Raw genomic sequence first — 18,597 nt, forward strand, 5'->3', positions numbered from 1 at the left:
GGATTGAAACCTACAACTGCATTACCACTATTAACAAGATTAGTCGCCCCCTTCGCGGGGGTGTGGATTGAAACACACGCAACAGATAGTGCGTAAGACGATTTTCCCGTCGCCCCCTTCGCGGGGGTGTGGATTGAAACTCAAATACTCTCATAAGATCTCCTTGTTTTGCCGTCGCCCCCTTCGCGGGGGTGTGGATTGAAACATTGGTATGGGCATATACAGCCGGCTTATTTAGCGTCGCCCCTTTTGACCACCTATGATTTGTTCTGGATGGTAGATCGTATCCACAAAGTACTTGCATACTCATAGAGGCCAAGGTATACTCTGAGAAAAAGAAAGGACGATCGATGATACCTGCTCTTAATCCTCTCGTGCTAAACTTGAAAGAGTCTGCCACTTTGGCAGTAAATATTGAAGCCCGTCGCTTACGGGATATGAATAAAGAAATTTATCATTTTGGATTTGGCCAGTCACCCTTTCCGGTACCGGAGATACTCCGACGCGGTCTGGAAGAACATTCACATAAAAACCATTACCTTCCAACGCGGGGATTGCCCAAACTGTGTGAAGCTGTGAGCAGCTTCTACCAAAAACAATTCAACTATACCTTTACACCGGAAGATGTTTTTGTTGGTCCCGGCAGTAAAGAATTAATCTTTCAATGTATTTACCTCATTGAAGGTCCCCTTTTGGTACCGGCTCCAAGCTGGGTGAGCTACGGGCCTCAGGCAACTCTGCGGGGAAAACTCATTAAACCCATTATTACCCAGCGAAACAATAGTTATAAGCTAACGGCAGAAGAACTTGATCGTGCCTGTTATTCTTTAGGGGAAGGGCAGAAAATACTGATACTCAATAACCCCGGAAACCCAACGGGTGCAGTATATACCCATGATGAAATGAAAGATCTTGCAGAGATCTGCCGTGCCTATCATGTTGTGGTTATTTCCGATGAAATCTATGCCATGATTGATTTTAATCATCAGAAACAGGCGGGAATGTCGCAGTATTACCCCGAAGGAACCATTGTTTCCGGTGGACTTTCCAAGTCTTTTTCCGCAGGTGGATACCGTCTCGGGGTACTTCTTATACCTGAGGAACTTGCTATTTTAAAACAGGCCTTGAAATCAATTATCAGTGAAACCTACTCATCCGTATCTGCTCCGGTGCAGTATGCTGCATACGCTGCCTATGCATCATTTGATGAACTGGAAGAGTATATTTCCACCTGTTGTGACATTCATCGGTTTGCCGGGGAGTATCTCCATTCACGGTTTTTAAAAATGAATCTTAATTGCCCCCGTCCCGGGGGAGCATTCTATCTTTTTCCCGATTTTGAAAATTACCGCGATGTCTTTCGACGCCAGGGGATTTCCACAGGGTATACACTCTGTGAGAAAATTCTGCAGGAAGCACGGGTTGCCCTTCTTCCCGGTGCAGATTTTTATCTTCCTGCTACCAATCTCGGGGTTCGCGTCGCCTCTGTTGACTATGATGGTGCCGCCGTTCTTAAAGACTGGAAGGGAGCTCAGGAGTGTACCGCAGAAAAAACAATGGAGTTTTTTCCCAATCTTGTGCGGGGCTGTGATGCCCTTGAGGATTTCCTCAAAAACAGTATTTAAGTGGTCGTCTGGGAGAGAAAATTTCAAGCGCTCAGAAACATTGATTAATTATAAACCATGGGGATGGTACATTTCCATGGTTTATGTGCAAAACTGCAGGAAAGAGCTTCCTATCTGTTTGTTTTGTGTATCAAAAGATATATTTACCCTATACTGAAAGGAAAGGATACTATGCATATTGATCTTACCACACCGGCCCTGCTCTTTCCGGCTATTTCCCTCCTTCTTCTTGCCTATACCAATCGTTTTCTTGTCCTTGCGCAGCTTGTGCGGGAGCTTGTAAAGGAGCAGGACAGCCGGAGTAAGGAAAATCTTTCCCGCCAGATTGAGAATCTTGGCATTCGCCTTCGCCTCATACGGATTATGCAGCTTTTCGGGGTGATCTCATTTTTTCTCTGCACCCTATCCATGGTCGCCCTTTTTATACGCTATACCTCCGTGGGGAATTATCTTTTCGGCCTGAGCCTTTTGTCTCTTTTGGCATCCCTTGTTGTATCCATGTGGGAAATAGCCATATCAACGCGGGCGTTGCGCTATGAACTTTCGGGACTGGAATAGAAAGGTAGAGAAAAACAGAAATGTGTCATTAGATGTCACACCGGTATGGTATATTGCAGATACAAAGGAGTAACAATGATTCATCGCCCCTCATACTATTTTGCAGCCGCCCTTCCAACGAAAAAAAATCCCATAAGGCTTTAGCCTATGCCCTTTCACGGGCTCTTTTTGAGGGGCATGTTTCCCTTAATTTTCCCGCGTATGTTGACTCCTGTACGCCCTTTGGGCAGGGGGATGATTTAGAGCATGAAGTGGTGGAAAATCCCTTTATTGAAAATTCTGATGATGTGAAGGATCTAGCCGCCCTTCAGGACGGGGAGGATGATTCATACTGTGTGCACGTCCATGAAGACGCCGGGGAAGAGAGTGTTCCCCCGGCATTTTTTGTCTTTCAGAAAGACCGGGTCTACCTCCACCGTTATTTTATCTATGAAACCCGTATTCTGCACCATATCTCCCGATTGCGCAGCCATAGGGCACACCCCACATTTTCTTCCGGATTTTTTTGACCTGGCACAGCGCCTTTTCAGCTCTGATGAAGATATGGGCCATCTCACAGAAAAGGAACGAATCGACTGGCAGTGTGCCGCGGCGCTACGGGGAATGTTGCAGAATTTCCTCCTCATTACGGGGGGACCCGGCACGGGTAAAACCACCACCGTGGCAAAGCTTTTGGCCCTCTATATCTATGAGTATCCCCATGCCTCAGTGGTGGCGGCGGCTCCCACGGGAAAGGCCGTGCAGCGCCTCGGTGAATCTCTGGAAAACAGCCTTGCCAGCCCCCATTTTCATCTGGATGATCCCCGTATTCGCCGGCGTTTGGAGGATATTCCCCGGGCCACCATCCATCGTCTTTTGGGCTGGCAGAAGGGGCGCACGGAATTTCGCCATACAGGGGCCCACCCCCTGACATACGATCTGATTATTGTGGATGAAGCCTCCATGGTGGATGTCCCCCTCATGGCAAAGCTTATGGCGGCGGTGAAGGACGGCGCAAAACTTATTCTCATGGGTGATAAGGATCAGCTTGCCTCTGTGGAGGTGGGATCTGTCTTTGGTGATCTCTGTCGCAGTTTTGCCCGCGGTGGCTACCTTCCCCGGGAGCGGGAGGTAATAAACAGATGTATTCTCCGCCCGGAATGCCACATCCCCAAAACCTGTGAAGACGATGCTGCACAGCCGGTTCTTGTGGAGCTGCTCCGCAGTCGCCGCTTTACTGCTGACAGTGCCATTGGCCGTCTCAGTGCGGCCGCTATTGGCGGACGCTTTCAGGATGTTGCCGCCCTTTTGAAGGCAGGGGAGGTCGAAACGGGATCAGTGCGGGTCTATGAAAAGCCCGGAGTGCTCCACGGGGAGACTGCAGAGCGTATCGGGGAGTATGCGGCGTATATTGATGAAAAAGATACCCGGCGTGCTTTGGAAAAGCTTGATCGCTTTCGTATTCTCTGTGCCATGCGCAACGGGGAATACGGGGTGGAGCGCATGAATGTGCTGGTGGAACAGGAGCTGACCCGGCGGGGCTGTATTTCTCCAAATGGTGAGAGGCTGTATCATAACAAACCCCTTATTATCCGGCAAAACAACTACGACCTCGGCCTGTTCAACGGTGATACGGGGGTGGTGCGGCGCAGTGGTGGGGGGTTATATTTTTACTACCGCACACAGGATGAGACAGAAACGGGGGTGGCAAAAATCCCCGTGGAAAAATTGCCCCGCCATGAACCCCTCTTTGCCATGACCATACATACCAGTCAGGGCTCGGAATTTGACCATGTTTTTTTGGTGCTTCCCCCGGTTACAATCCCCCTTCTTACACGGGAGCTTTTTTATACGGGCATAACCCGGGCTAAAAAACGGGTGGATATATGTGTTCCACAGGATGTCCTCGCCTATACCCTGCACCGTCAGGTAGACCGGGTTTCCGGCGTTGAAGAAAGGATTACCCCATGGGAATAACTATCTATTTTTCAAACCGCATGGAACATCTTGCCAGGCACTATGCCCGGCAGATACAGAAAACAGCCCCGTCCACGCCCTTTTCGCCCACGAAGGTCATCACCCAGACGGCGGGTATGGGGCAGTGGCTCAGCCTTTTTACAGCTCAGGAAAATGGTATTTCCGCCAATACACACTATGCAACACCGGAGGAGTTTCTTCGGGATGTTATGGAAGAGGCGGGGCTGTGCAGAAAAGAGGAAATCTATACGCAGGAGGACTGCCTCTGGGATTGTTTCCGCCTCTTTGAGGAAAATCCTGCTTTTTTTGACGGGGAGGCACGCCGTTTTGCCGCAGTGCGGGAAGTGGCAGAGTATATCCGCCACGATTCACGTCATAGATACGACCTTGCCGTAGCCGTGGCCGATCTGTTCGATCAGTACGATATGTACCGTCCCCATATGCTTACCGCATGGGAGCAGGGGGACTATGTTCTGCAGGATGACCCCTTTTTCGGAGCGCAGGAGCGCTGGCAACGCCTTCTCTTTCGGCATTTGAGCCAGGAACGCACAAAAAAATATAAACATTCACTTTATGTTGATTTTGTTAAGATGTTGGATAATAGCGTTTTGCAGAAATTAGATCTCCCCTTTAATCACCTCTTTTTCTTCGGTATATCTGTCCTTCCTCCACAGACCGTACAGATCCTCTCCCGGTTGGGGGAGGTCTGTGATATCACCTTTTATTTTCTCAATCCCTCGCATCACTACTGGTATGATCTCATCAGTGACAAACAGCGGGCATTCCTTATGCAAAAACATCCCGCCCTGGCGAAAGCAAGCGATGGGGGAAATCCCCTTCTGGTAAATAATGGTACCACGGGACGTGAGTTGTTCAGTCTTTTTATGGAGCATGAAAATTGTGTAAATGCCATGAATTTCGATCTCTTTGAAGAGCATTTTCCCGCCACACAGCTGGGAGACCTTCAGGGCGATATTACCCATCTTGCGGGTAGTTTTTCCGGGAGAAAAGCAGACGGATCCATCAGCATACACTCCGCCATAACACCCCTGCGGGAAGTGGAGATACTCTATGATCATATCTGCAGCGCCATGGATGAGGGCATATCCCCCGATGAGATTCTTGTGATGGCGCCGGATATTGACCTCTATCGCCCCTATATCGAGGCGGCATTTTCTCCCCGCCGGGAGAATGATCCCCGTATTCCCTTCACCATTTCCGATTACTCCTATGATTCTGAGAAATCCCTTATCGCCCTCTTTGAAAAAATCTGTTTTCTCAATACCACCTCCTTTTCAGCAGAGGATGTCTTTGCCCTGGCGGAGCACTCCCTTGTATGTGCTGTCTTTGGGTTTTCCCGGGATGATCTTGTGGACATACGCTACTTTCTCAAGGATCTCGGTCTGCGCTGGGGAAGCGATGCAGAGCAGGCCAGGCGGGAGGGGATTGAGGAAAACCGCTTTCACTCCTGGGAACATATCCTTCACACGGCGGCGGTGTCCTTTGCCGTGAAGGGGGATGAGGAAATTTACTCCACGTCCCGAGATCAATATCTGTGTCAGGATATCCTTGAAGGAGCGGCGGGGGCCCCCCTCTTTACGTTCTTTGGCTTTGTATACACCCTGCTGGATTTTACCCGTGAACTTTCCGGAAAAAAAACACCCGCCCGCTGGATTCAGCTTTTGCAAAAATGGCTCCTGCGCTTTTTTCCCCCCGATACCGCCTTTGATGATACGGGGCAGGCGGGGGTTGAGCTTTCTCTTATAGAGGAAAAGCTGGAGCTTCTGCAGGAGCATACGGAAGACCTTACAGAGACACAGGAGTTTTCCCTGGTGCGTACCGCCTTTTTTGATTCCCTCCGTACGGCCAAAAAAAGCGCCTTTTTGGCACGGGGGGTTACCTTCTGTTCCCCCGTACCCATGCGCAGCATTCCCTTTGATATGGTGGCATTCCTTGGTATGAACAGCGGTGAATTTCCCCGTCTCTCACCGCCACGTGCCTTCAATCTCATGGAGGCAAAACACTATCCGGGAGATCGCAACAGCAAAAATAGCGATCGCTACCTCTTCCTTGAGGCGCTTATTTCAGCCCGGCGCCGCTTCTATCTTAGTTTTCTGGGGCGGGATCAACACGATATGTCTGAAAAGACTCCCGCCACGGTGGTAACGGAGCTTCTGGAATATATCAACGGTGCTGAAGAGCTTTTGCAGGTTCAGCACCATCCCCTCTATGGCTTTGATTCCCGCTACTTTAAAAATGATCCTGCCTGGTTTACCTATCAATATTCCCCCCCGGGGAAAACATCTCCTCCAGCCTCTGCCCGCCACGGACATCCTGAGGAGGGGGATATTCCCGAGGAGATTGATATTGCACACCTTGTTCAGTTTTATAAAAACCCCATACGATATTATTACCGCCTCCTGGGTATCAGCTTTTTTGATGATGACTGGACAATACCTGGGGAGGAAGCCCTCGATGACGGGGATAATTTGGTAAAATATTCCCTGAAAAAGACCTGCCTTACCCATGAGGGGGAGGAATCTCTCAGTGAATACAGAAACAAACTGCAGATGCGCGGCCTCTGGCCCCCCGCAGAGTACGGAGAATATCTCTGCGAAAAGGCTTGTGATGGTTATGAAGGAGTCTTTGAGAAAATGCGCACCCTCCGCGCCGGAGAAAACCCGCCCCTGCATCATGAGACGATCTGCACGGTGGGGGATCACACCCTTACCCTCAGTGGGGAAGAGCTGCCCTGGTACACCCATGAAAACAAAAATATCTTTGTTGTTTCCAGTGTATCCAGTCATAACCAAAGGGCAAAATATTTGATTGAAGCAAAACTTTACTCCCTTTTTCTATCAAGCTGTAAAGAAATAGATTGCGTATGGTATGTCGGCCCCAAAAGAGAGGGCGGTTCTTCAGAGGTTATTCCATTTTCGGCATCCCGGGATGAATCGGCCGGGGAGCTTCTTTCCCGCCTTGCAGCACTGTTTTTGCAGGTACATCGGAAAATCCCCCTGCTTTTCGGTCCTGCGGCGGGAGAAAAATGGATACGTCAGGCCGAAAAATGTAAAAAGAAAAAGGGAGAGAAGAAAATGACGGCTCAGGAGATCCTTTCTGTACTTCGGGAAAAAGATGCCGCATACGATCCGGCCCTGCGTCATTTTCTCTCTTTTGTTGACAGTGATATTTTTACAAAGCACTATGAACAGGACTTTCGCTTTTTAGCACAGTTTTTCTTCAAGGGGGCTAACTCATGAATCCACAAACCTTTGACGTGCGTAAAGTACCCCTTTCCAAAATATCCATGGTGGATGCCAGTGCGGGGACGGGAAAAACCTACTCCATAGCCCTCTTGGTGATACGTCTCATCCTTGAAAAGGATATGGATATCCGCACAATTTTGGTTTTAACCTTTACAAAGGCGGCCACCCGTGAGATACAGGGGCGTATTCAGGCCTTTCTGCAGGAGCTACACAACTGCTGCGAATATCCGAAGAAAATAAACGATTCCCCTCTTCATGCCTGTCTTCCCAGGGATCCAGAACAACGCAGGGAAGCACAGAGGCAGATCGCCCGTGCCCTTTTGTTTATTGATGAAGCCCCCATTTACACCATCCACGGCTTTTGTCAAAAAATGCTGAGTACACACCCCTTTGAAACGGGAAATCTCTTCAGCCCTGTCGTGCTGGAGGACAGTGCGGAGCTGCACACCCGCTTTATAAATGTGTGGTGGCGAAAGTGCATGGCCCATTCCAAGCCCCGTCATCTTCATCTCCTTGCCCCCCATATACTACACCGGGAAAAGCTTTCCCCCCTGGTGTCGGCTATTCTTGCGGGAAAAGAAATAGATCCCCCCAAAGAGGTTGATAAAGAAATAGATCCCCCCAAAGAGGTTGATATCGAAAGGGCCCTTACAGAGAAAGAAGAAGCCCTGTCCCGCTGTGAAGAGGAGCGACAGAAGCTGTGCAACGATGAAGCGGCCCTGGAGGAACTGCGTGCAGTTCTTATAGAGGAAAGAGCAAAGAAAAGAGCAAAATTTATTGAAACCCTTCTGCAAGTCCTGGAGACGCATTGTACACCGAAAGACCTTATAAAAGAAATCTTTACTCAGGCCGGTGATGTACGGAAGGATATTGCGCGACGGGAAAACCTCATGGAAACAGAGCTTATTTCCACCCTTATTTCCCTGCGTAATAAAGAAAAAGAGTGCAAAGCAGATTCTGACAAACAGTGTCTCTGTGCGGCTCAGCATCTGGCATGGATCATGGCACAAGCGGCGGCCCATGATATCCGTCAGTATAAAAGGGAGCACTCCCTTCTGGAGTTTGACGATCTTATATTCCATCTGCACCGGGTGGTGTGTGATGAATCTCCCCGCGGAAGGGCTGCGGCAGAGGCAATAAGCCGGGACTACAACGCCCTTTTTATTGATGAGTTTCAGGATACGGACCAACGGCAATTTGAGATACTCAATGCCCTCTTCGGGGAAAAACCCTGTTTTTATATCGGTGATCCCAAACAGTCTATCTACGGCTGGCGCGGTGCCGATCTGGATACCTACTTCATGGTACGGAGAGAAAAAATCGATGCCCTGTACTCCATGAAAGAGTGCTTTCGATCCACGCCAAATCTGGTATCATCCTTCAATACCTTCTTTGGTGCAACAGACTCCTTTTTTGAACACCCGGAGCTTAGCTACACCGAAGTGGAGGGGAAAAACGATACCCCGTGGGATACGCCCCCCCTGACTGTCTATACCGGGGGAGCAAAAAGGGATGAAATTATTGCCCTTTCGGCAGATCGTATCACGCAGTTTCTTATAGAACACCGGGAGGTCTCCCTGGAAAAATGCGCCGTCCTTGTGCGTGCACACCGTGAGGCCGCGGACATAAAGGCGGCCCTTGCCCGGCGGGGAGTGCCTGCTGTCACTATTGATGATAGTTCTCTTTTTGCCACGAAGGCCGCGGAGGACCTGCAGGGTGTCCTTGAGGCCCTTGTTTCCGGGGAGGATCGCCAGTTTCGCCGCGCCCTTATTTCACCCCTGTGTGGGTTTTCTGCTCAGGATATTGCCGCCATGCCTGCCGAAACCTATGAAGAACATCTGCGCCGGTTTCGCCTTTTTGCACAGATTTGGGAAGAGCATGGCCTTGCCGCCGCCCTTACCGCTCTTATTTCGGAATACGCCCTGCGTGAGCGGGTCTTTGTGTATTCCAGCCTTGAGCAGGGAGAGCGCTTTTTTGCCGATCTCATGCATCTTATGGACTGCCTTGTCTTTGAAACCGTTAAAAACGGGTTGACTGTGGAGGAGCAGCTTCTGTTTCTTCAAAGGCAGATTGGAAAAGAGACATCCCAAAAACGGCGCGTTGAAAACGACAGCAACTCCCTGCAGATTGTAACCATACACAAAAGCAAGGGGCTTACCTACGATCATGTCTTTTGTCCCTTCCTCAACGCCTCGGAAAAGAAAAAACCAAGCCCCCTTACCCTCGTAAAAACCGATAGGGGATATCGATTTATTGATTTCGACCAGGATCAAGCATATTTGAAGAAAGAAGCCCTGCAGGAAAACCGCCGTTTGATCTATGTGGCCATGACCCGCGCCCGCTTTTCCTGTACTCTGTGTATTGGAAAAAAAGTGAAGGATGGGACTGTGAATCTTGCAGAGGGTGCCTTGAAGGAGTGCGTTGAAAATGTGCAGGATAATTCTGCCATACAAATCATCCCCCTTGATGTACAGGATATCACTGATGTACGGTATACTGCCCCTGAGGAAATCCTGCCCGGTACAAAACGGGAGCTGAAACACCGGGAAAATCTCAGGTCCCAAAGGGATGTATCCAGTTTCTCCGCCCTGTCAAATATGCATGGACTTCCCCCGGAAGGGCTTGATGAAAGGGCGGGCTCCGCCTATGATGAGTGGATATTTACCCGGCGCGGGGGAGCACTCCTTGGAAATTTTCTCCACGATATCTTTGAGACCATTGATTTTACTGCCCCCGCACGGGAGGATATACTCCAATGCGGAAAAAAACATCCCCTGGTTTTTACACCGGAGGATATGCCCCGCTATGAGGAACTATGCCGTCACACCCTGGGGGCGGGGCGTCCCGGAGAAAAAACAGGGTTTTCCCTGGGTGAAATTCCACGCCAAGACACTCTGCGGGAGATGGAGTTTTATTTCTCCCTTGAAAGCAGGAGTGATTTTTCCCGTATCGGGGAGGTGATGCACCGTCATTTTGGATATGATTTTACCCCCCGACGGGAGCATATGCCCGGATTCATCAAGGGTTTTATCGACCTGATCTTTGAATATGCGGGGCAGTATTATATCCTTGACTGGAAAAGCAACAGCCTGGGCAGAGAGCTCTTTCTCTATGAAAATACCAGCCTTGAACAAGCTATGTGTGATAGTAACTATCACTTTCAATACGCGCTGTACACCCTTGCCTTAAAACGATATATGGAATCAAGGGGTATTGATTTTTTACGCCGTTTCGGTGGGGTGTACTATCTTTTCCTTCGCGGGGTACGGGAAGGAACATCAACCGGGGTGTATTACGCACCGCCAAAGAAGGTATTGTCTGTGGTGGATGAGCTTGAGAAGTTTTTTGGGTGAGGGGGAAAACCTCTATGGGGTGTATTAGATTTAACGGTATGCATACAATTTAAACAGGGATATACTATGATTAAATTTGGTAAGACCATAAAACTGTTTCTCATGGACGCTGACCCGGAGGGGCGCATGGTGTGTGAACTCTCCAACTGGACCGGCAAAGCATACAGAATTCCCCGTGGCAGGGTAAAGGATTGTGCAGATCGGGAGGAATTACGCTCTACAGCGGTGTATTTGCTCTTTGGAAAGGCGGACTCCTCCGCCTCACGGCCCAAAGTATATATCGGTGAAGCGGAAAATGTATACAATCGCCTTGTGCAGCATGTTGCTGAAAAAGAATACTGGAATGAATCTGTGGTGTTTATCAGTAAAGATGAGAATCTCAACAAAGCCCATATTAAGTATCTTGAATCCCGATTGCATGAGATAGCTCTTCAGGCTGATAGGTATGATCTAGAAAACGGAAATACTCCCACACGATCTTCGATTTCAGAAGCCGATCAGGCAGAGATGGAAGAGTTTATTCAGTATGTGAAAATGTTGGTAAATACCATGGGGTTCAAGGTCTTTGAACCTATTGTCCGGCAGGATGATACCAGTGGAAATGACATCACGCTCTATGTTTCAAATTCCCGTGGGGCCAATGCCCGGGGCAAACGAGTTTCGGATGGTTTTGTTGTATATATGGGATCAGAAATTGCACAAAACCCCGTTGCTTCTTTTACCAAAGGGTTCAGCACCCTGAGAGATGACCTGCTGGCAAAAAAGATTGTTGTGGAACAAGGGGATACACTTGTCTTGCAGGAAGACTATCTTTTCAGTAGCCCCTCTGCTGCTGCGGCGGTTGTTTTGGGAAGAAGTGCAAACGGGTTGGTGGAATGGAAAGATAGTTCAGGTATTGATCTGAAAACAATTGAGACGGCGGAAATACGAGATGCTGAGACAGAACTTTCTCAAAAGAATGAGTCATGTTGATCCAAGATATTTTCATGACTTCCATGTATTAGCATTGGATGAGCAGAAAAAGGTATTGCGTTCCCCGAAAGTTGTTGTCTGTTGATGATGATATGGAACGTTTCTTTCATATATTACCTGAAACGGGTGGTTACCCCGAAGAAATAAAGGAGCCGTGTGTATGGAAATCTTCTTACTGGTAACGTTACTTCTCATACAAATAGCAGTGATTGTATTTGTATTGCTTCGTAAAAAACAGCTTCTGCATGGCAAAGACGCATCGCAGGCAATTGAATTTCGTGTTCGGAATACTGAGCTGGAGAAACGTATTGAAGAATTACAATCACAGCTGAATGAAGCTTCTGAAATAGAACAGAAACTACAGGATGAACTGAGAAATAAGGCGAGTGAAATTGCTTCACTTACAACAGAAAATGAGTCCCTGAAAAAACAGGCTGTGCAAAGGGAAGAGGATCTTAAAAAGTCAAAGGAAGAGTTGGCCCAACAGTTTAAACTCCTCTCTGCTGATATTCTGAAAGAACAAGCAAGTCAATTTACCACCCAAAATAAGCAGTCTGTTGAAGAGCTTCTGAAACCGATGCGTGAACATCTTGATAAATTTAAGAAGGAGACTGAAGAGTTTTACATAAAGACAGGAAAAGAAAATCATACGCTTTCTAAAAGGCTTGGCGATTTACTGGAAATGAATAATCGGCTTTCAGAAGATGCCACGAACCTTACCAATGCGCTCAAAAGAGATAGTAAGGCACAGGGAAACTGGGGGGAAGTAATTCTCGAACGTATCCTTGAAAGTACGGGGCTGCAAAAGGGGATTCATTTTACTCCTCAGGAGACTCATACAAATGAAGCGGGAAGAAAAATGTATCCTGATGTGGTACTGCAACTTCCTGAGAAGCGACACTTAGTGATCGACTCAAAGGTTTCTTTGACCGCCTATGAACGGTTTTCCGTAGCAAATGACGAACACAGTCAAAAAGAAGCACTCAAAAGCCATCTTATTTCAATTAGAAAGCATATTGATGAGTTAAGTGAGAAGGATTACCAGAAACTACATGGAACGGCATCTCCTGATTTTGTTGTTATGTTCATCCCCATTGAGCCGGCATTTATTCAAGCCATAGCATCGGATGAATCACTTTGGCAGTATGCCTGGAAAAAGAATATTCTCCTCGTTAGTCCATCGTCTCTTCTCTTTGTTACACGGATTGTACTGCAACTGTGGCGACAGGAGGATCAAAAAGAGAATATTGAAGAAATTGTAAAACGTGGAGCAAAGCTTTACGAAAAGCTGCATAGTTTCGTCACGAATTTTGAAAAAGTCGGTGCATCTATTGAAACTGCTCAAAAAACGTATACCCATGCGTACGGGCAACTTATTGCCGGTCGGGGAAATGCAGTCAGACAAGCGGAGATGTTGAAAGAGTTGGGGGTTGAAACAAAAAAGAGCTACCACGGAAAATGCGTGAAGAAGCGTTGGGTGCTCACCTTGAACTTGATGAAAGTGAGTGAGTTATTTTTGTTTTAGGAATCACTACTTGATCTGAAAATGAATTCATTCTTTTTCTTCCACGCTAAGGGTTCATGCAGTATAATGTGATTTAAGGAGAGCTCTATGGATACAAGGTATGAACATACACAGACAGGATATGGTATTATCAGTGTCATAACGGCAGGACTTGTTTTTATTACGGGGCGCATGGTTGTTTCCGGTTTTAGTTGGATTGGCCTGGCAACCCTGCTTGTCCTTGCGGCAGTTTTGGCACTTTTTTATTCCCTCACGGTTACAATTACAGATACTATGCTTTTTGTGCAATTTGGCTCCGGGGGTATTGGAAAGAAGTTCAGGATAAGGGATATTGACTCCTGTCGCCGTGTAAAAACCCCCTGGTATTATGGTTGGGGAATCCGTCTGATACCCCGGGGATTACTCTATGCTGTTTCAGGAGTGCGCGCCCTTGAGATACGCATGAAAAACGGTAGAATATATCCAATTGGCACCGATGCCCCTGCTGAGTTTGAGAAGGCTCTTCAGGAGGCTATTAAGAAAGGTCTGGAAGGCGGTGGGGCATCATGAAAGTGTATGGTATAGAAGAGAACGGGCGGTTTGCTGAATATGTAAAAACACCCTTTCAGGCAGAGCATGAAGAGGTTGTTCTTGAAGATTGGATGGAGAAGAATCCCCATAATATTATTGCAGATGATACGATATTGATTATCGGACGGCAGGTGGCCACTGATATGGGAGGGTTTATAGACCTTCTCGGTCTTAACAGAAGGGGAGATATAGTTGTTATTGAATTGAAACGGGATAGAACCCCCCGCGATACCATTGCACAATCCCTGGACTATGCTTCCTTTGCTGCAAAGCTGGACTCCTCTCAGATCGAAGGCATACTGAGATCCTATGTGCAGGATTAATCCCTCCATCTTGCAGAATACCATCGTGAATATTTTACTCTTTCAGACAGTGAAGCTGTATCATTTAATAAGGATCAACATATTGTAATAGTTGGTCAGAATATCACCCCGCAGATAAAGCAGACTGCAATTTTTCTTTCTTCACGGGGGATACGGGTAAGCTGTGTGGAATTTACGTTTTTTCAGACAACTGCGGGCACCCGCCTTTTATCTCAGGAAATAGTTGTGGGAGCAGAACATCACAAGGTAGACGGAGTGACCTCACAGTCCTTGCCGATGATTACTGAAAAAGAGTTTCTTGCATCCGCCGATGAATACGGCAGGCCTCTTTTTTCACGGATAATAGGGTTGGCACAGGAAAAATCACTGCCTGTTCACTGGGGGACAAAGGGGTTTTCATTGAATGCTGATTATAAGGGAACTCATGTGGCAATCTGCCTTGTATATCCCCCCGACTCGGTATATAGGCAAACAATTCGTACAGCCCTCTATGCACGGGGAGGGGTGGAGAGAAAAACCGCTGTGCCCGCAGAGACTATTGCCAGGCTTAAAAAACAGGCAGAAGCGATTGGGGTTTTTACTTCTGCCGGTGAGGATCTAAAATGTCATATTACGCGGGATCTTTCTCATACTGAAATAGAAGATATACTGCATTGGTGTTTGTCTGTTGCCGGTGAAATAAAAAAATACGGTCTCAAGGAGTAGATGTTTCTGGCAAAGCAGTTTTGTGCAGACTGTTTTTCTGCTGTTTTTGTGGGTTTTGTTCTTTGGAACGTGTTGTCTAACGATAAGATAAGCAAAAAGGTCGCTGAGAAAATGGCATATATCTGTACACGTGTATCAGATTAAAATATTGTAAAAAGCGGAGAATATCGTGTGTACGCTTGTGGAAATAGATAATATGGATGACCACAACTGTACGTCCCACGGTGCTTCACCTCAATCCTCCACCCGTCCGTAACTCTTTCATATAAGCACCATTCAGAAGGGTACGACAGAATTTAAAGCGTAACAAAGCCCTCGTGTATCCACGAGGCAGGGTCTGAAGAGAAAATGATGCCTCGTGTACCCACGAGGCGGGATCCGAAGGGAAAATGGTGCCCTCGTGTACCCACGAGGCGGTGTCTGAAGAGAAAGTGGTGCCCTCGTGCATCCACGAGAGGTGATCAGAGCAAAAAAGTAGAGCCTCATCTTTCGACGAGTCGGGGCGTTTGTTTCGGGGGAGTGCTTTTGATGGTGGTTACGGTGATCAGTATCATTCCCATTCCCACAAGTTGTACTACCGTAAGTGTTTCTGAAAGAATAAATACTCCGAACAGGGAGGCCGTAACTGGCTCGACCATTGCGGCTATTGATGCTACGGCAGGGGTGGTATGCCTAAGCCCATATATATAAATGATAAAGGAGAGACCCGCCCCGAAGATTCCCAGGAATGCAAATAAAGGCCAGTGTGGCGTGGGGTCACGGGGGACAGTTTGCGAAAGATGCGCCACGGGAAAAAGCAGAAGGGTGAGCACCGTAAAGGCGATGGATAAAATGGTTTGGGGGCTTGCATGGGGGGAGGCGTATTTAAAGCCGAAGATGAACAGGGCGTAGGAACCTGCAGAAAGGAGACCAGCCGCTACTCCGCGGGGCGTTACCTCTGCAGGAGTCACGGCGTATGCCCCCGTCAGAAGTAGAATGCCGAGGATAACGCAGAAAAGGGACGCTGTTTTTTTGACCGTGGGGTGTTCAAGGCGGAGTATGCAAGAGAGAAGGTATACAAAAACGGGAGCGCAGTACATAAGGGCCGCCGCAACGGCCACACTGCCCTCGGCAATGCTGATAAAATAAAAGGTGAAATTGCCCGCAACTCCCAGGCCCGCTACTGCCGACCATACCCATACCCGTGGACGGAGTATCCCGCTATTACGGGGGCGTATACCCAGCCAGATAAGCACACAGACAAGGCCCATAGCCCCGCGGTAAAAGGCAATATTTGTGGCGTCCCATCCATATGCCGTGAGGAGGCCGGCTACTCCCCCGGAAAGGCCCCAGAAGAGCGCCGCGATGACTACTAAAATAGTGCTTTTCATGATTCTCCTACATTATGGGTGATAAGCGTCTTCTCTTGGATATGGGAGCACATGATCAAATTCAATTCCCATCTCGATGAAAATACATCACTCCGGCAATATCTCCCATGAATTTTTCTTTTGAGCACTTTGCGGGGGGAGGTGTAGGGGGCTTGTTTATGTCTGCCTGTGGGGAGGAGATGAAAAAATCCCTGTTACTCTGTATCGGAACGTATATTTTCCTGTAAAAGATCCTGCCCTGGCAGGAGTAACTGTCAACAGAGAGAAGGTAGAATATGGGAAAAACACTTTTTGAAAAAATATGGGATGCCCATGTGGTGGAGGAGCTGCCCGACGGCACGTCTCTGATCTACATCGACCGGCATCTGGTGCACGAGGTCACAAGCCCCCAGGCCTTTGAGGGCCTTCGCCTGAAAGGCAAAACCGTACGACAGCCGAAGCTGACCTTTTCCACCATGGATCATAATGTACCCACGGACGAGAGTCGCCTCACCATCAGTGATCCCGTTTCACGGGCACAGGTGGAAGCCCTTGAGAAGAATTGTAGTGACTACGGTATTACCCTCTATGGCATTGGAGATCCTCATCAGGGGATTGTCCATATGATTGGTCCTGAAATGGGTATTACCGTGCCGGGACTCACCCTGGTGTGCGGTGATTCCCACACCTCCACCCACGGAGCCTTCGGCTCCCTTGCCTTTGGTATTGGCACCTCCGAGGTGGAACATGTCCTTTCCACTCAAACCCTTCGCCAAAAAAAGCCTAAGACCTTTAAGGTTGAGTTTACGGGGAGCCTTCCTTCCCACGTTTATTCAAAGGATATGATTCTGAAGCTTATTGCAGAGATCGGCACAGCCGGCGGCACGGGGACGGTCTTTGAATTTTGCGGAGAAGCCGTGGAAGCTCTTTCCATGGAAGCCCGTATGACCATGTGTAATATGTCCATTGAAGGTGGCGCCCGGGCCGGCCTTATCGCCCCCGACGAAACAACCTACGCCTATCTGCGTGAAAAAGAGCGGCCCTATGCACCGCAGGGAGAAGAGCTTGAGCGGGCCATTGCAGAGTGGAAAAAGCTTCCCAGTGATCCCGATGCAGAGTTTGACCGTACCATGACCATCAATGTCTCTTCCCTGTCGCCGCAGGTTTCCTGGGGGACCAGTCCCGGCATGACCATTTCTGTGGACCAGGCGGTACCGCAGCTGGACGGTGTGCCCGGATACAGTGAGGAGGATGTGAGCAAGGCCCTTGAATACATGGGGCTTGAGCCGGGACAACGCCTTGAGGATGCCCATCTTGATACGGTATTTATCGGTAGCTGTACCAACGCGCGTATTGAAGATCTTCGTATTGCCGCAGAGATTTTGCGGGGACAAAAGAAGGCCGACCACATCCGACTTCTCGTGGTACCCGGGTCTCAGCAGGTGCGTCTTCAGGCGGAAGCAGAAGGGCTTGACAAAATCTTTACCGCCGCGGGAGCTGAGTGGCGCTGGGCCGGATGTAGCATGTGTCTTGCCATGAACCCCGATAAGCTTGAGCCGAAAGAGCGGTGTGCCTCCACATCAAACCGAAATTTTGAAGGTCGTCAGGGTGCGGGCGGACGTACCCATCTTATGAGCCCTGCCATGGCTGCGACTGCGGCGGTGGCGGGAAAAATCGTTGATATCAGAACCTGGAAAGGGGGGGCAAAATGAAACCCTTTACACAGCATCGGGGTATTGTAGCCCCCTTGAATCGTGCCAATGTGGATACGGATCAGATTATACCAAAGCAGTTTTTAAAATCAATAAAACGAACGGGCTTTGGCCCCAGTGCTTTTTTTGACTGGCGCTATGATAAGGAGGGGGAACTGAATCCAAACTGGGAATATAATCATCCCCGATATCATCACCGTTCTATTCTGGTAACCCGCAATAATTTTGGCTGTGGTTCCAGCCGTGAACACGCCGTGTGGGCCCTTGCTCAGGACGGACTCCGCGCCATTATTGCTCCCTATCGGGGCACGGGAGACGGACAGATTCCCGGGTTTGCCGATATTTTTAAAAATAATTGTGCCAAAAACGGCCTGGTCACGGTGGAGCTTTCCGAAGATGAGGTTGAAGAGATCTTTCAGACGGTCTATGCTGAAGAAGGTCTTGAAGCAACGGTTGATCTTCCTGGACAGAAATTGATTGTCCATGCCGCAACAGGGGATACCACCTATTCCTTTGACTACGATTCAAGTAATAAGGACAAGCTTATTCGCGGTCTTGATGATATTGAAGAGACTCTGCAATATGAAGATGCAATCAGTCGCTTTGAAGAGAACCATGAAACATGGATCTAATCTCTCAGGGGGGAGTGCTTTTTTCTTCTTGACAAGATGGAGTGAAAAAAG

The 18,597-nt window shown here is 48.5% G+C and carries 15 protein-coding genes; 13 read left to right on the forward strand and 2 right to left on the reverse strand.

Annotated elements, in window-relative coordinates; genetic code table 11:
• Positions 1-10: 10 nt before the first annotated feature.
• On the reverse strand, positions 11-154 hold the full coding sequence (locus CALK_RS12730; protein WP_155851748.1) for a hypothetical protein: 144 nt from the start codon (positions 152-154) through the stop codon (positions 11-13).
• Between the two features lie 196 nt (positions 155-350).
• Here CALK_RS12730 and CALK_RS00005 point away from each other — a divergent pair, with 196 nt between their 5' ends.
• From CALK_RS00005 to CALK_RS00055, 11 genes are all read left to right on the forward strand, one after another.
• Positions 351-1,625 carry a pyridoxal phosphate-dependent aminotransferase gene (locus tag CALK_RS00005; RefSeq protein ID WP_022635576.1) on the forward strand — a complete coding sequence of 425 codons (1,275 nt, stop codon included), beginning with the start codon at positions 351-353 and terminating at the stop codon, positions 1,623-1,625.
• A 171-nt stretch (positions 1,626-1,796) separates the two neighbouring features.
• Positions 1,797-2,183 (forward strand): DUF2721 domain-containing protein, encoded by a 387-nt coding sequence (locus CALK_RS00010; RefSeq protein WP_022635577.1) that lies wholly within the window; start codon positions 1,797-1,799, stop codon positions 2,181-2,183.
• A gap of 32 nt (positions 2,184-2,215) precedes the next feature.
• Positions 2,216-2,692 carry a hypothetical protein gene (locus tag CALK_RS12980; protein WP_022635578.1) on the forward strand — a complete coding sequence of 159 codons (477 nt, stop codon included), beginning with the start codon at positions 2,216-2,218 and terminating at the stop codon, positions 2,690-2,692.
• A 34-nt stretch (positions 2,693-2,726) separates the two neighbouring features.
• The gene (gene recD / locus CALK_RS00020; protein WP_022635579.1) at positions 2,727-4,139 is read left to right on the forward strand and encodes an exodeoxyribonuclease V subunit alpha; all 1,413 of its coding nucleotides are present in this window, start codon (positions 2,727-2,729) and stop codon (positions 4,137-4,139) included.
• Entirely contained in the window at positions 4,130-7,399 is a 3,270-nt protein-coding gene (recC, locus tag CALK_RS00025) for an exodeoxyribonuclease V subunit gamma (protein ID WP_022635580.1), read from the forward strand. Before recD ends, recC begins: the two co-directional genes overlap by 10 nt.
• Complete coding sequence (locus CALK_RS00030) at positions 7,396-10,758, forward strand: UvrD-helicase domain-containing protein (protein WP_022635581.1); 3,363 nt, start codon at positions 7,396-7,398, stop codon at positions 10,756-10,758. The genes recC and CALK_RS00030 overlap by 4 nt, the downstream gene beginning before the upstream one ends.
• A gap of 66 nt (positions 10,759-10,824) precedes the next feature.
• Entirely contained in the window at positions 10,825-11,730 is a 906-nt protein-coding gene (locus CALK_RS00035; RefSeq protein ID WP_022635582.1) for a GIY-YIG nuclease family protein, read from the forward strand.
• A 160-nt stretch (positions 11,731-11,890) separates the two neighbouring features.
• Positions 11,891-13,255 (forward strand): DNA recombination protein RmuC, encoded by a 1,365-nt coding sequence (rmuC, locus tag CALK_RS00040; RefSeq protein ID WP_022635583.1) that lies wholly within the window; start codon positions 11,891-11,893, stop codon positions 13,253-13,255.
• 87 nt (positions 13,256-13,342) lie between these two features.
• The gene (locus tag CALK_RS00045; RefSeq protein ID WP_022635584.1) at positions 13,343-13,804 is read left to right on the forward strand and encodes a hypothetical protein; all 462 of its coding nucleotides are present in this window, start codon (positions 13,343-13,345) and stop codon (positions 13,802-13,804) included.
• Positions 13,801-14,148: an endonuclease NucS domain-containing protein gene (locus tag CALK_RS11795; RefSeq protein ID WP_022635585.1), complete on the forward strand. Its 348-nt coding sequence runs from the start codon at positions 13,801-13,803 to the stop codon at positions 14,146-14,148. The genes CALK_RS00045 and CALK_RS11795 overlap by 4 nt, the downstream gene beginning before the upstream one ends.
• Positions 14,149-14,313: 165 nt before the next feature.
• Complete coding sequence (locus CALK_RS00055; RefSeq protein WP_022635586.1) at positions 14,314-14,853, forward strand: hypothetical protein; 540 nt, start codon at positions 14,314-14,316, stop codon at positions 14,851-14,853.
• A 482-nt stretch (positions 14,854-15,335) separates the two neighbouring features.
• Here the strand turns inward: CALK_RS00055 and CALK_RS00060 are convergent, their stop codons facing one another.
• Positions 15,336-16,226, reverse strand: a complete 891-nt coding sequence (locus tag CALK_RS00060) for a DMT family transporter (RefSeq protein ID WP_155851749.1) — start codon at positions 16,224-16,226, stop codon at positions 15,336-15,338.
• 272 nt (positions 16,227-16,498) lie between these two features.
• On the opposite strand from CALK_RS00060, the gene leuC reads away from it, so the two are divergent.
• Together leuC and leuD are read left to right on the forward strand one after the other, a co-directional pair.
• The gene (gene leuC / locus CALK_RS00065) at positions 16,499-17,914 is read left to right on the forward strand and encodes a 3-isopropylmalate dehydratase large subunit (RefSeq protein ID WP_022635590.1); all 1,416 of its coding nucleotides are present in this window, start codon (positions 16,499-16,501) and stop codon (positions 17,912-17,914) included.
• Entirely contained in the window at positions 17,911-18,546 is a 636-nt protein-coding gene (gene leuD / locus CALK_RS00070; RefSeq protein WP_022635591.1) for a 3-isopropylmalate dehydratase small subunit, read from the forward strand. Before leuC ends, leuD begins: the two co-directional genes overlap by 4 nt.
• The last annotated feature ends 51 nt before the right edge of the window (positions 18,547-18,597 follow it).

It is taken from the genome of Chitinivibrio alkaliphilus ACht1, from assembly GCF_000474745.1.
Lineage (GTDB): Bacteria > Fibrobacterota > Chitinivibrionia > Chitinivibrionales > Chitinivibrionaceae > Chitinivibrio > Chitinivibrio alkaliphilus.

What these genes read in the sequence shown, in the direction of transcription:
- CALK_RS12730 (WP_155851748.1), bottom strand. Translation starts at nt 154, where the DNA reads ATGAGAGTATTTGAGTTTCAATCCACACCCCCGCGAAGGGGGCGACGG.
- CALK_RS00005 (WP_022635576.1), top strand. Translation starts at nt 351, where the DNA reads ATGATACCTGCTCTTAATCCTCTCGTGCTAAACTTGAAAGAGTCTGCC.
- CALK_RS00010 (WP_022635577.1), top strand. Translation starts at nt 1,797, where the DNA reads ATGCATATTGATCTTACCACACCGGCCCTGCTCTTTCCGGCTATTTCC.
- CALK_RS12980 (WP_022635578.1), top strand. Translation starts at nt 2,216, where the DNA reads ATGTCACACCGGTATGGTATATTGCAGATACAAAGGAGTAACAATGAT.
- recD (WP_022635579.1), top strand. Translation starts at nt 2,727, where the DNA reads ATGGGCCATCTCACAGAAAAGGAACGAATCGACTGGCAGTGTGCCGCG.
- recC (WP_022635580.1), top strand. Translation starts at nt 4,130, where the DNA reads ATGGGAATAACTATCTATTTTTCAAACCGCATGGAACATCTTGCCAGG.
- CALK_RS00030 (WP_022635581.1), top strand. Translation starts at nt 7,396, where the DNA reads ATGAATCCACAAACCTTTGACGTGCGTAAAGTACCCCTTTCCAAAATA.
- CALK_RS00035 (WP_022635582.1), top strand. Translation starts at nt 10,825, where the DNA reads ATGATTAAATTTGGTAAGACCATAAAACTGTTTCTCATGGACGCTGAC.
- rmuC (WP_022635583.1), top strand. Translation starts at nt 11,891, where the DNA reads ATGGAAATCTTCTTACTGGTAACGTTACTTCTCATACAAATAGCAGTG.
- CALK_RS00045 (WP_022635584.1), top strand. Translation starts at nt 13,343, where the DNA reads ATGGATACAAGGTATGAACATACACAGACAGGATATGGTATTATCAGT.
- CALK_RS11795 (WP_022635585.1), top strand. Translation starts at nt 13,801, where the DNA reads ATGAAAGTGTATGGTATAGAAGAGAACGGGCGGTTTGCTGAATATGTA.
- leuC (WP_022635590.1), top strand. Translation starts at nt 16,499, where the DNA reads ATGGGAAAAACACTTTTTGAAAAAATATGGGATGCCCATGTGGTGGAG.
- leuD (WP_022635591.1), top strand. Translation starts at nt 17,911, where the DNA reads ATGAAACCCTTTACACAGCATCGGGGTATTGTAGCCCCCTTGAATCGT.